The sequence below is a fragment of the Kitasatospora sp. SUK 42 genome (assembly GCF_015776785.2).
GTDB lineage: Bacteria > Actinomycetota > Actinomycetes > Streptomycetales > Streptomycetaceae > Kitasatospora.
Window position 1 is genome coordinate 1333095 of record NZ_LFMD02000007.1, and the last position, 13510, is coordinate 1346604.

Genomic DNA, 13510 nt, shown 5'->3' on the forward strand with positions numbered 1-13510 from the left:
CCGAGCGGAAACCATCGCTCGGGGCCCGGGCCCTTTCCAGGTCAGTGCACCGCCGGCGGCGGCACGTTGGTCAGGTTCTCCCTGGTCAGCATGGTCCGGAACTCCGCCGGCGCGACGGTCTTGGTCCATGCCAGCGTCCGCAGCCGCCTGGCCAGGGTGAAGTGGTAGAAGCGGTCCTCCGGGTCGGCGAAGCCGTACAGCGGCGGGGTGAACGGCGCGTCGTCCAGGGCCCGCCAGACGCGGCCGGCCGCCGCGGCCGGGGTGAGCCGGCCTTCGCGGACCTCCTCGGTCCAGGCGAAGGTCTGTTCCAGCAGCTCCGGCAGGCCGTACGGCAGCGCGAACCAGTGCGCACCCTCCGCCAGCCGGTGGGTGGGCGTCCAGTCGCCGCTGCGCAACGCCTGGTTGCGGGCGCTCTTCAGCGACAGCGCGGCCAGCATCGACCACAGCAGCCACACCCGGCTGAACGCGTTCCACAGCTCGAAGTCGCGGGTGGCGATCCGGGCGGCGGCGATGATGCGGTCGTTGAAGCCGATCAGCTCGGCCTGGAAGCCCGCCACCGCCGCGAACCGCTCGGGCGACCAGTCATCGGTACGGGCCGCCTCGATCAGCACCGGCGCGAGCGCGTAGACCAGTTCGGCGGCCATCGTCACGTCCCTGGACAGGAACAGGTCGTTGCGGCTGGCGGAGCGCTCGAACAGGAAGTGCCGGTTACCCACCGTACGGTCGACCGTGCGCTGCCACACGTCGTCGGCGGTCCACGGCCTCACCGCGACCGCGGCGGAGAACGTGTCGCGCAGCTGCGGGAACCGGTCGATCAGCCCCCGGAACGCCGACTCGGGGTCCTTCGGCAGGTCGCCGAAGACGTCCGGGTCGACACTCAGCACCACCGAGGTGCGCGCCGTCCCGGCGTCCGCGTGGTTGTCGAAGTGCGCGACCTGGAGCCACCCGCCGGCGAACAGGTGACTGATGGTGCCGGCCGACCACGGCGAGGCCCTGGGGTAGCCGCTCAGCGGGACGCGGTCCTCGAAGCGCTGCACCCCGGCCAGGTGCGTGGTCAGCACCCGCGAGCGGCTGCGCAGGTTCGCCACCGGGTCGGGGCCGCCGAGCCGGGCGATGATCGGGGAGTCCATGCCGATCGAGTCCACCAGGTAGCGGGCGCGGTACCGCAGCCCGTCGGCGGTGGTCACGCTGACGCCGTCACCTCCGGGCAGCGGGGAGACGTCCGTCAGCCTGCGCCGGTGCCGGACGACCCGGGCACCGTAGGTGCGGGCCACCTGGAGCGCGTACTCGTCGACGTCGGGCCGGAACATGTGCCACTCGGAGTGCTCGCCGGGCACGTTGAACTGCACGGTCTGCCTCGGGTCCTGGGCCTTCCCCGGCCGGTGGTACAGGAAGCTCAGGCTGCGCTTGGCACCGCTGGTGCGGCGCACCCGGTCCGGCAGGTCGCAGGTCAGGCCGAAGGCCGCGATCTCGGGGATGTCGAATCGCCTGGCCAGGGTGAAGAACACCTCGGCCGTGTACGGCACCGTGGTCTCCCCCGCCGGGGCGGTGGCGTCGGACTCGGTGTCCACCACCAGGACCCGCAGTCCCTGCCGGGCCAGGACGGCGGCCAGCAGGTTCGACGCGAGGTGCGCGCCGACCACGGCGACGTCGTACTTCTCTTCGGGATCGGCGTAGTGCCGGCCGTCGTCCATCATGCTCCTCCAGGGGATCGTTAACTGACGCTCGTGAACTGACGCCAAGTCAGAAGAGCCTTCCGCCGCGCACCTTGGCCTTGACCGCCTCCAGGGCGTTGCCGGTGAGCAGCCGGGCCACCTCGGGGTCGCCCTCCTTGGCCGACCAACGGACCATCCGGTACAGCTTCTTGGGGTTGGGGTTGATGAAGCGGACCTCGCGCTCGGCGAATCCGAGGTGCTTGGGCACGTAGTTGGCCCGCTCGATCTCCTCGTAGAGCACGTCGGCGGCCTCGGGGCCGGTGGTGGTGCCGGCCTCGACCGCGTCGGTCTGCTTGACCATCAGGTCGTGCAGCCCGGCGAAGCCGTCGTGGCCGGGCCAGTACAGCCCCAGGTGCGCCACGTCCTCCAGGTCCGTGAAGTGCTGCTCCCGGCCGTCCCGGCGGAACTTGGTGAGCGCCTCCTGGAGCCGGTAGACGCCGGCGTTCGCGCCCCATCCCCAGATGCGGAAGATCGCGCTCCACAGGCCGTAGTCGGCGAAGGAGATGAAGGCGGCGTTGACCAGCTCGTCGTTGGCGTCCAGCTGCGACTGCTGGAGCCGGTCGACGTAGGAGAAGCGCTCCGCCGAGAAGTCACCGTCCTTGATCGCGCGCAGCAGCCGGTAGGCCAGCACGTTGATCGCCTCGGTGGTGTTGGACAGGCCGCGGGAGAACAGCGGGTCGATGAAGCCCGCCGCGTGCGACAGCAGCAGCCAGCGGTCGCCGACGGTGGTCCTGGAGGAGTACTGGAGCCGGTCGGTGGAGGTCCACTCGCGGGCCGGGATGGAGCCCTCGAACTGGCGGACGATGTCCGGGAAGGGCGCGCAGAGCCGGGCGAAGTCCTCCTCCGGGCTCATCCCGGGCACCTTGGGGTAGGTCCGCGGGTCCACGGTCATCCCGACGCTGCACAGCGGGTTGGTCGACCACTTGTTGTTGTCGAAGGCGATCACCCAGGCCCAGCCGCGCTCGAACATGTGGTGGACCGTGCCCTCGTACCACGGCACCGGGGGCCTCAACTCCTCGGCCAGGTGGTCGAAGAGGCGGTCGGTGGGGGTGACGTTGAGGCTGTGGTTCCACAGCGACCGCGAGTGGTGCTTGAAGCGGACCGGGTCCTCGCGCAGCTGGAACTTCTCCGCGACCGGCGAGCGGAAGCCGGAGGCGTCCACGATGTAGCGGGCCCTGTACTCCCCGCGCGGGCCGGCCAGCGTCACCCCGGAGTCGTCGAAGTCGATGTCCTTGACCAGGAAGTTCTGCCTGACCTTGGCGCCGTACTTGGCGGCCACCTGGAACAGGTAGGCGTCCACGTCCTGGCGGAAGTAGTGCGCGGCCTCGTGCAGCAGTTGCGGCGGGGTGTTGAACTCGTTCACCTCGCGCGGGTTCTGCGGGGTGTTCTCGTGGTGCATCAGGAACCCGAAGTGGCGCTTGACGCCGAACCGGGGGCCGAGCGCCTTGGTGGTCTCGGTGAACGACGCGAGCGCCGAGATCTCCGGCACGTCGTAGCGTTCGGCGAGGGTCCGCAGGGTGACCAGGGTGTACGGGATCGTCGACTCGCCGATGGCGAACCTGGGGTGCGAACCGCCGTCCAGCAGCAACACCTTGGCGCCGTGCCGGGCCAGGACGGCGGCCAGGATCGATCCGGCCAGACCCGAGCCCAGGATGGCCACGTCGTAGGTGACGGCTTCCGAGGCCCCCGTGTCGGTACCGCTCGCAGTGGTTCTGTTCACGTCGCTCTCTCCTCGTCCTTCGTCAGGTGGTGCCGGGTTGTGGTCGGCCGGGCGGTGCGGCGCGGCGGCCGTCACCTGCGGCGGACCAGATTGCGCAGACGTTCCTTGACCAGGCCGCTCATGGCGCCGTGGATCAGCTCGCCGACCTCCCTGGGGGCCTCGCTGCCCGCCCAGCGCGCGGCCTGGACCATCTTGGGCGGGGTGATGAAGACGTAGTGCTCCTTCGGCACGCCGATCCTGAAGGCGGCCGGCACGTAGTCGGCCTGCTGGAGCAGCTCGAACAGGTCGGCCGCCGCCGCCTTCGGGTCGAGCGTCCCGGCGTCGACCTGCCGGCACAGCTCCAGGGTCGTGAAGCGCATCTCGTTGTAGGCCGCGCTCACCGGGAACGGTGAGCCCGGGTAACGGGTCTGCTCCAGGTCGCGGAAGACCTGGTCCTGCCCGTTCGCGGCGAAGGCGAAGTAGGCGTTCTCCAGGGTCAGCGCCGCCAGTACGGTGCTCAGCGCCCAGGTGCGGAACACCGCGTTCCACAGGTCGTAGTCCCGGAACGCCACGAACGAGGTGTAGACCAGGTCGTCGTGCACGTCGAACAGGCCCTGCTGGAGGTCCTCGACGTACTGGAACCGCTCCATCGACCAGTCGCCGTCCCGGGAGGCCTCGATCAGCCGCCCGGCCAGGGCGTTGACCACTTCGAAGGAGTTGGTCAGGCCCCTGGAGTACAGCGGGTCGATGAAGCCGGCGGCGTGCGAGGTCAGGCAGAAGCGGTCGCCGACGACCTGCTTGGAGGAGTACTGGAGCCGGCCGGTGGCGGTCCACGGCCGGGCGGCCCTGGCGTTGGCGAACTGCTTCGCCACGTCCGGGAAGCGGCGCAGGAAGGCGTCGAACTCCTCCTGCGGCGAGGCGTCGCCGGCCGGGTGGACCCGCGGGTCCAGGGTGAGCCCCACGCTGCACAGCGGGTTCAGCGAGTCGTCGTTGTTGTCGAACGGGATCACCCACAGCCAGCCGCCGTCGAAGACGTGGTGCAGCGTCCCGTCGTGCCAGCGGCTGGGCTGTCCGTGCAGACCGCCGGAGGGGGTGTCGTCGTACGGGACGACCCCGACCATGTGGGTGAAGATCGAGCGGGAGTGGGTCCGGGCCCGGGTGGGCTCCTCCCGCAGGTTGAGCCGCTCGGCCAGCGGCGAACGGTATCCGGAGGCGTCCACCAGGTACTCGGCGCGGAACTCCTCGCCGCCGTCGGAGCGCAGCACCACCCCGGTGCCGCCGTCGATGTCCAGGTCGGTGATCCGCACGCCGGTCCGGCCGTCCGCACCGTACCGGAGCGCGACGTGGTACATGTACGCGTCCACGTCCTGCCGGTACAGGTGGGTCTCGGTCTGCAACGCCACCGGCAGGACCAGCTGGTTGGCCTCGGAGGGGTTCTGCGCGCGCCCGGGCCGGTGGTAGACGAACCCGAAGTTCTTCTTCCAGCCGCAGTTGCGGGAGATGTTGTCGCGGATGTCCTTGTAGGTGGCCAGCGCCGCGATCTCGGGCACGTCGTAGCGCGCCGAGATCAGTCGCACCAGCGCCGAGGTGTACGGAATGGTGGACTCGCCGACCGCGAACCGCGGGTGCAGTCCGGCGTCCGTGATCAGGACCCGGACGCCGTTGCGGGCCAGCACCGCGGCGAGCATGGACCCGGCGATACCGGCTCCGAGGATCGCCACGTCGTACCGCTCGGCGGCGACGGGTGCGCCGGCGGCTTTGCCGGCGGGTGTGTCAGCGGGTGTGTCAGCGGGGTTCTCCATGTGCCTCACCAGCCCTGTTCGGCCGCGGGGTGGTCCGCGGAGTCGGCGGATTCCGCGCCGAGGAACCGCTCCTCGACGCGGGACAGCAGGAATGCGGCCCAGAAGTTGGCGTCGGTCGCGAAGAACTCCGGGCTCCTGATCTCCACGCCCAGGTCCTTGCGGCAGCGGGTGATCAGTTCCATCACCATCAGCGAGTCCAGGCCCATGTCGAGCAGGTGGAACTCGCCGGCCAGGTCGGCCACCGGCAGCCGCAGCAGCTGGGCGAGCTGCTCGCGCACGTAGGTGTCCAGCAGACCCGGCCGCTGCTCGGGGGCCGCGGCCAGCAGATCGGCCCGGATCGCGGCGGTCCCACCGCCCTGCTCCGGCTCGCCGGTCTCGATCCGCCGCAGGACCGGGCGTTCCGCCCGGGCCTCCAGGATCGACTTGTACGTCGGCCAGTGAGCCGAGCAGACGATGCGGTACGGCTCGCCGCCGTCCAGCAGCGCGCCCAGCAGCCGCAGCGACTGCGGCGCCGACAGCGGCCGCAGACCGGTGGCGGCGAGGAAGGCGGCGATCTCCCCGTCGAACAGCGCCGACTCCAGCTCCCAGGAGCTCCAGGCGATGGTCAGCGCCGCGAGACCGCGGGAGCGCCGGTGGTACGCCAGCCCGTCGAGGAAGGCGTTGGCGGCCGCGTAGCTGGTGAGGTGCTGCGAGCCCCAGGTGGCGGCGATCGAGGACAGGCCCAGGAAGAAGTCCAGCGGAACCCGCTCGGTCGCCCGGTGCAGGGCCCACCCGCCCAGCACCTTCGGGCGCCACACCCTGTCGTACTCGGGGCGGCTGACCTCCCGGACGAACTGCGGTCCGGAGACGCCGGCGGCGTGCACCACCCCGGCCAGCGGAGTGCCCGGGTCCGCGGCCAGTTCGGCCACCAGCGCGCTGATCGCGGCCTGGTCGGCCACGTCGGCGGCGACCACCCGGACGTCCGCGCCGATGCCCTCCAACTCCCGCACCAGCCTGATCCGTTGGGCCACCCCCTCGCCCAGCGCCGGGTCGTCCCAGCGCCCGCGATCCGGCAGTTCGGTGCGGCCCAGCAGCACCAGCCGGCCGGCGCCGCGCAGCGCCAGCCAGCGTGCGACCTCCTGGCCGATGCCGCCGAACGCGCCGGTGATCAGGTAGCCGCCGTCGGGCCGGACCGCGACCTCCCGGCGCAGCTCGGCCCGGGCGGGCCGGTCCGCCACGATCCGGGCGACCAGCCGGGCACCGCCGCGCAACGCCTGCTGGTCCTCGTCGGCGCTCCGGGCCAGGGCGTCCACCAGTGCGGCCGGATCGACGTCCGCCGCGTCGGGGTCCAGATCGATGGCACCGCCCCAGTGCCGCGGGTGCTCCAGTGCGATGACCCGGCCGAGGCCCCACAGGGTGGTGGCCGCCGGGGCGTGGGTGCGCTGGTCGTCCCCGGCGGCGACGCCGCCGCGGGTGACCAGGGTGAGCCGCACCTCCTGGTCGCCCGGTTCGGCCTGCAGCGCCTGCACCACCCCGACCGCGAGGAGTTCGGCCCGGTCGCGGTGGTCGACCAGGGCCGCGGCGTCGGTCGCGTCGGGCTCGGGGGCGTCCAGGCCGGTCAGGACGATCACCCGGCCGGCGCGGCCCGCCCGCCGGGTGCGCCAGGCGCCCAGCGTTTCGGCCAGCCAGTCGGCGTGGAGGGTGCCTCCGGGTTCGTCGCCCGGCTCCCCGGCCGGCGGCCGGGTGACCGTGCAGACCGCTCCCGCCCCGGTGAGCGCGGCCGCGAACCGGTCGGCCAGGCCGCCGGCGTCGGCGATCAGCAGGACGTCGCCCTCCCGCGGCTGCTGCGGGCCGGCGGCGCCCTCCTCGGCGGGCTGCCACTCCAACCGGTACAGCAACTCGTCCGGATCGCGCCATGGTTCGGGGGCCGGGCGGGTGTCGGCGGCCGGGATCTCCACCCCGTCCACCGCGCCGAGCCACTCCTGCCCGGCCCCGTAGAGGTCGGCGCGGCCACGGACGGAACCGTCCGCGGCGGCCTCGGCGACGGCCTGCACCCAGCGCACGGCGGCGGGGTCGACGGCGGCCGCGAAGCCGATCGCGGCCGGGCGGCCCGCCGTCCGGTCGGCGGCCCAGGCGACCGCGGTCACCGCGGCGTCCAGGACGGCGGCCCGGCCCTGGGCGGCGCCGCCCGCGAGCTGGAGCTGAACGCCGTCGTCGCCGCGTTCGGCGCGCAGCAGCACCTCGGCCGCCGCGGCGGGCAGGCCTGCCCGCTTCCAGTCCAGTTCGGTGCCGGACCGGCCTCCCCCGGCGAACGGCGGCCCGGCGGGGCCGGGGCGACGCCGCAGCACGCCGGACAGGTGCAGCCGCCAGGGTGCGGCTGACGCCTCCTCGGCCGCCGAGGTGCTGCGCACCTCGAAGGTCGCGGTGGTTCCCGCGTCCTCAAGGGTGAGGTGCACGGTGCGGGTGTCGTCCAGGGCCAGCGGCTCGGCGGCCACCAGCTCGCCGGACCCGGCCCAGGCGCCGCCGAGTCCGTCCGCGGCCGCGGCCAGCGCCGCGGTCAGCAGCGAGCCGTCCGAGATCCGGGGCAGTCCTTCGCCCTGGTCCCAGGCCTGCCGCGGCCAGTGCGAGTCGGTGAGGTCGAGCTGGTAGGCGGGCCGCGCGGACCGCAGCCGCTGCCCGATGCCCGGTGCGGGCACCCCGGCGGTGGCGGCGGCTTCGGTCCCGGCCTCCGGGAACCAGTAGGAGTCGCCCTCCCAGGCGTAGGTGGGCAGCGGCACCCGGCGCGCGCCGTCGCCCTCGTGGTAGGCCGCCCAGTCGACGGCGACCCCGCGCAGGTGCAGCGCGCCGAGCCCGGTCATCACCGACTGCCGGTCGTCCACGCCCCGGCGCAGCGTGGGGATGAACAGGCAGCCGGCGTCGTCCAGGCCGCGCGCGCCGAGGCCGGAGAGCACGGGCTGGGGGCCGATCTCCAGGAAGGTGCGGAACGAGTCGTCGTACAGGGTGCGCAGGCCGTCGGCGAAGCGGACGGTGCCGGCCGCGTGCCGCACCCAGTAGTCGGCGTCGATCTCGCCCGGCCGGACGAGCGCGCCGGTCACGTTGGACACCAGCGGGATCCGCGGCGCCCGGTAGCCGATGGTCCGCGCGACCTCGCGCAGCTCGTCCAGTGCGGGGTTCATCAGCGGCGAGTGGAAGGCGTGCGAGACCGTCAGCAGTCGGCTCTTGATCCCCTCCTTCGCCAGCTCCGCGGTGATGGCGGCGATGTCGGCCGCGGGCCCGGACAGCACGGTGTCGGCCGGGCTGTTGACCGCTGCGACGGCCACCGTGTCGCGGTGGCCGGCGATCGCGGCGAGCGCCCTGGCCTCGTCGCAGACGACGGTGGCCATCACGCCGCCGCTCGGCAGCGCCTGCATCAGCCGGCCGCGGGCGGCGACGAGCCGGCACGCGTCGGCCAGGTCCATGACGTCCGCGACCGTGGCCGCGACGATCTCGCCGACGCTGTGGCCCGTCAGCGCGGCGGGCTGGACGCCCCACGACTGCCAGAGCCGGGCCATCGCGTACTCGACCGCGAACAGGGCGGGCTGGGCGAAGCCGGTCCGGTGCAGCGGCGAGGCGGGGTCGGCCGGGTCCGCGGGGTCGGTGGCGGCCTCGGCGAGCAGGTCCGCCAGCGGCCGGTCCAGCAGGGGGTCCAGGTGGGCCGCGACCTCCTCGATCGCGGCCGCGTACGCGGGTTCGGTGCGCAGCAGTTCGCCCATCCGCGGGTACTGGGAGCCCTGACCGGTGAACAGCCAGGCCACCTTCCGCTGCCGGGGCAGGGCCAGGCTCCCGGTGATCGTCCGGTCCTCGCGCCGCCCGGCCGCGAACGCCTCCAGGCCGTCGGCGAGTTCGAGGGTGCCGGTGCCGGCGGTCGCGACCCCGAGCGGCAGCCGTGACCGGCCCACGTGGGTGGTCAGCGCGATGTCCGCGGGCGACAGGCCGGGCTCCGCGCGCAGGGCGGCCGCGTAGTCGCGGGCCAGCGCGCGCAGCGCGGTCTCGCTGCGCGCCGAGAGGGTCACCACGTTCGTCGTGCGGGCCGGGCCCACGGCGGTGCCCGGCACCGGGGCGGGCGGTTCGGTGACGATCGCGTGCGCGTTGGTGCCCGAGGCGCCGAAGCTGCTGATCGCTCCGGCCTTGACGGGGAGGTCGGCGGGCCAGGGCCGGCGGGCGGTGACGACCTCGATGTCGAGGGCGTTCCAGTCCACGTTCGGGTTCGGCTCCCGCAGGTGCAGGTGCGGCGGGATCTCCTGGTGCTGGAGCGACAGCACCAGTTTCAGCAGGCCCGCCGCGCCCGCCGCCGACTCCAGGTGGCCGATGTTGGTCTTCACCGATCCGACCAGCAGCGGTGTGCCGCCGGCGTGGTGACGGCCGATCACCTGTTGCAGGGCCCGCAGTTCGATCGGGTCGCCCAGCGAGGTTCCGGTGCCGTGCGCCTCCACGTAGCCGATCTCGGCGGGCTCCATCCGCGCCTGGGCCAGCGCGGAGCGGATCACCGCCTGCTGGGCGGCCGGGTTGGGCACCGAGATGCCGCTGGACCTGCCGTCGTGGTTGACCGCCGTGCCGCGGACCACGGCGAGGATGTTGTCCCTGGCCGCCAGCGCGTCGGAGAGCCGCTTGAGCACCACCACGCCGACGCCCTCGCCGCGGGCGTAGCCGTCGGCGGCGGCATCGAAGGTCTTGCACCGGCCGTCCGGCGAGAGCGCGCGGAACTTGCTCAGCAGCACGAAGCTGTACGGGGTCAGCATCAGGTTCACCCCGCCGGCCAGCGCCAGGTCGCACTCGCCGAGCCGCAGCGCCTGGCAGGCGTCGTGCAGGGCCACCAGCGAGGAGGAGCAGGTGGTGTCCACCACCTTGCTCGGGCCCATCAGACCGAAGGTGTACGACACCCGGCCGGCGACGAAGGACGGTTCGCCGATCAGCTGGTAGCCGTCCACGTCGCGGATGTCGCCGACCTCCTGCCGGGCGCGGACGTAGTCGGTGGTGGAGACGCCGAGGAACACGCCGGTCTGGCTGCCTTCGAGCCCGTCCGGCGCGTATCCGGCCCGCTCCAGCGCCTCCCAGACGACCTGGAGGACCAGGCGCTGCTGGGGGTCCATGCCGACCGCCTCGCGCGGGGAGATCCCGAACACGCCCGGCTCGAACCGGTCCACCTCGTCGAGGAAGCCGCCCCGGGTCACGTACGCCTTGCCGGGCGCCTCCGGGTCCGGGTCGAACAGTCGGGACGCGTCGGCCCGGGCGGCGGGGAACTCGCCGGTGGCGTCCACTCCGTCCCGCAGCAGCCGCCAGAAGCCCTCGGGGTCGCTGACTCCGCCGGGCATCCGGCAGCCCAGGCCGATGACGGCCACCGGCTCCGCCGTCCGGCTCCCGGCACCCGCGGCGGTCAGTTGCTCGATCCGGCGCACCGCCTCGACCAGGAGCCGTCGTTCGGTGGAAGCGGGGGGAACAGTGTCGTGGGCCATGGGCTCTGGACCTCCAGCCAATCAGAAATCACTTGTTGAAATCAACACTTGATGAACGACGGGGCGGGTGGGGCCCGCCATGAGCACCCGCGAAAGGCGCGGGGCACCGGAGAGGGCGCCGGGTCGACGGCTCCGGGTCAGCGCAGGAGGACCGGCAGCGCGTCCAGACCCCGGAACGGGGTGCGCAGCTCCCACCTCAGCTCGTGCTCGGGCACGGCGAGCCGCATCGCGGGGAAGGCCCGCAGCAGGGAGATCGTCGCGAGGCCGACGATCTGCAGGGCCAGCCGGGAGCCGACGCAGTAGTGGATGCCGCCGCCGAAGGCCACGTGGTCCCTGGCGTTGTCCCGGTCGAAGTCCAGCCGATCCGGGTCGGCGAACTTCCGCGGATCCCGGTTGGCCGCCGACACCGACAGCACCACCAGCGCGCCCTTCGGGATCACCCCGCCCCCGACCTCGACGTCCTCGGTCGCGTACCGCATGGAGCCCGGCTGCTGCGGGCCGTCGTAACGGAAGATCTCGTCCATCGCCGCCCCCGTCCTGGCGGGGTCGGCCAGCAGTTCGGCCTTCTTCTCCGGGTACCTCAGCAGCCAGTACACGCAGTTGCCGATCATGCTCTGCACGCCGAAGTAGCCGGCCAGCATCACCTGGAGGGCCGCCGCGAGGAGCTCGATCTCCTCGATCCGGCCCTCCTCCTCGGCCACTTCGAGCAGGGTCGTCAGCAGGTCCTCGGCCGGGTGCAGGCGCTTGTCGGCGATCTGCTCGGCCAGCAGCTCCTTGAGCCGGTCCAGCCCCCGCTGCGCCGCCTCGACGTCCTTGCCGCCGGTCAGCTCGTCCATGCCGGAGGTGAAGGCCTGCCGCTTGTCCGGCGACACGCCCAGCAGGTGGGACTGCACCATCACCGGCAACGGCTTGGCGTACTCCTCCACCAGGTCCACCCGGTCCCGGTCCGCCAGGGCGGCGTGCAACTCCGCCGCGGTGCGCAGGATGTGCGGCTCCATCGCGTTGACCCGCTTCGCCGAGAAGGACGGCACGACCAGCTTGCGCAGGCGGGTGTGGTTCGGCTGGTCCTGATTGATCATCATGTGCCCGGAGACCTCGTCACGCCGCAGCACCAGGCCGCCGACCGGCGGGGCGGCCAGGGAGCCGGCACCCCTGGGCCTGGGGGCCTCGTCCAGGCTGCTGCTCAGCCGCAGGTCCGCGTAACAGGCCCGGACATCGTCGTAGCGGCTGACCAGGAACGCCTCGGAACCGTCCCGCAGGATCACCGGACGGACCGGGCCGGCCTCCTGCATCTCCCTGTAGACGGGGTACGGCAGGTTGCCGAACTCGTCGCCCAGGTGGACCGGGCACCCCGCCGCGGCCGCGGCCACCGAGAGGTCATCAGCAGACATCGGATCCCCCAACAATCAGTCGAGCGCCACGGCTCTCCCGCGGCATGCGAAGACGCAACAGGGACGTCCCGCGACACGCGGCCACGGCTCCCGCGGCCGGAGCAGGACGGATGGAGCTCAGGTCCGATCACCGACGGGAAGTCCATTCCCCATCTGATGATTTCACCTTCTGATGAAGAATACGCGCCCCCTCCCCGCTGTCAACGACCAGACGCCACCGCCCTCGCACCCACACCGCCCACCACGCACCCGGACATGCCGAAGCAGGGGTCGTGCAAATGCACGACCCCTGCTGTCACCACCCCGACGCCCTTCGTCCGCCGCTGTCCCGCAGACGACCGGACGCCCTTACCTACTCGGCACTCACTCGACCACGCGGCCCGCGAACGCCGCCAGCCGGTCGGCCGCCGACGCACCCTCGGGCGCCTCGCGCTCCACCCCGAAGGGCAGACCGGACCGATCGTCAGGAAGCATCATCCGCAACTGCGCCAGAGCGGCCGTCATCACCGGCTCCGGCAGATCGATCGCCTGCCCCGTCGAACGGGCCAAGTCCCATCCGTGCAGGCCCAGTTCGACCACCCGCACCGCCACCAGCCGGGACGCCGGACGCTCGCCCATCGGGGTCTGGAACACCCGCTCCAGCACGCCCTCACCGGAGAACGCCCGCCACAGACCGTCCTGCGACTCGCGGAACGCCCGTACCGGGTCGTCGCCCAGCACGTCCTCGCCGGGCGCGACGTCGGCGCCGGTCACCAGCCTGACGAACATCAGATTGCCCGACACGACGTGCGCCACCAACTCCCGCACCGACCAGCCGTCACACGTCGACGGCTCGGTCAGTTGAGGTTGCTTCACCTCCTTCAGCACAGCCTCGAAAGCAGCTCCAGCGACATTCAGCAGCTCAAGGTCGTTTGCCGTCACATGATTTAACCTAACAGCCGTTCAGTGCCCGCAACAAGCGTTCCGGGCAGCTCGATTGCCGGCAATCGAGCTGCCCGGAATCCGGGCCGCGGGTCAGACGGTGAACACCTCGTCGATCACGGCCTGCTGCTCGACCGCGTGCCGCTTGGCCGAACCGACCGCCGGCGCCGAGGACGCGGGACGGGCCACCCGGAGCAGGCGCCCCACGTTGGCCCCGCGGCCGATCACCACGTCCAGGTGGTCGACCAGGTTCATCGCGATGAACGGCCAGGCGCCCTGGTTGGCCGGCTCCTCCTGGGCCCAGACGAACTGGACGTTGTCGCCGTAGCGGGCCAGCTCGTCCCGGAGTTCGGCCACGGGCAGCGGGTAGAGCCGCTCGACCCGGACGATCGCGGTGTCGGTGACGCCGCGCTCGGTGCGGGCGGCCTCCAGGTCGTAGTAGAACTTGCCGGCGGTGATGACCACCTTGCGGACCTGGGCCGGGTCGACGGTGCTGTCGCCGATGACCGGG

6 protein-coding genes and 1 pseudogene are annotated in these 13510 nt (G+C 72.6%); all 7 read right to left on the reverse strand.

Translation table 11 applies throughout. The annotated features are described in order from the left end of the window. Nucleotides 1-41 precede the first annotated feature (41 nt). The gene (locus tag RZ50_RS27510) at nucleotides 42-1697 is read right to left on the reverse strand and encodes an NAD(P)/FAD-dependent oxidoreductase (protein WP_217680940.1); all 1656 of its coding nucleotides are present in this window, start codon (nucleotides 1695-1697) and stop codon (nucleotides 42-44) included. 46 nt (nucleotides 1698-1743) lie between these two features. Continuing rightward, nucleotides 1744-3435: an NAD(P)/FAD-dependent oxidoreductase gene (locus RZ50_RS27515; protein ID WP_217680942.1), complete on the reverse strand. Its 1692-nt coding sequence runs from the start codon at nucleotides 3433-3435 to the stop codon at nucleotides 1744-1746. A gap of 71 nt (nucleotides 3436-3506) precedes the next feature. Further along, nucleotides 3507-5216 carry an NAD(P)/FAD-dependent oxidoreductase gene (locus RZ50_RS27520; RefSeq protein WP_217680944.1) on the reverse strand — a complete coding sequence of 570 codons (1710 nt, stop codon included), beginning with the start codon at nucleotides 5214-5216 and terminating at the stop codon, nucleotides 3507-3509. Between the two features lie 5 nt (nucleotides 5217-5221). Further along, nucleotides 5222-10687 carry a type I polyketide synthase gene (locus RZ50_RS27525; protein WP_217680946.1) on the reverse strand — a complete coding sequence of 1822 codons (5466 nt, stop codon included), beginning with the start codon at nucleotides 10685-10687 and terminating at the stop codon, nucleotides 5222-5224. A 137-nt stretch (nucleotides 10688-10824) separates the two neighbouring features. Beyond that, on the reverse strand, nucleotides 10825-12078 hold the full coding sequence (locus RZ50_RS27530) for a cytochrome P450 (protein WP_196949932.1): 1254 nt from the start codon (nucleotides 12076-12078) through the stop codon (nucleotides 10825-10827). A 363-nt stretch (nucleotides 12079-12441) separates the two neighbouring features. After that, a complete protein-coding gene (locus tag RZ50_RS27535; RefSeq protein ID WP_196949933.1) occupies nucleotides 12442-12999 on the reverse strand; it encodes a TIGR03086 family metal-binding protein in 558 nt (185 codons plus the stop codon). 93 nt (nucleotides 13000-13092) lie between these two features. Then, nucleotides 13093-13510 (reverse strand): annotated as a pseudogene (gene kgd, locus RZ50_RS27540) (multifunctional oxoglutarate decarboxylase/oxoglutarate dehydrogenase thiamine pyrophosphate-binding subunit/dihydrolipoyllysine-residue succinyltransferase subunit); the annotation flags it as partial.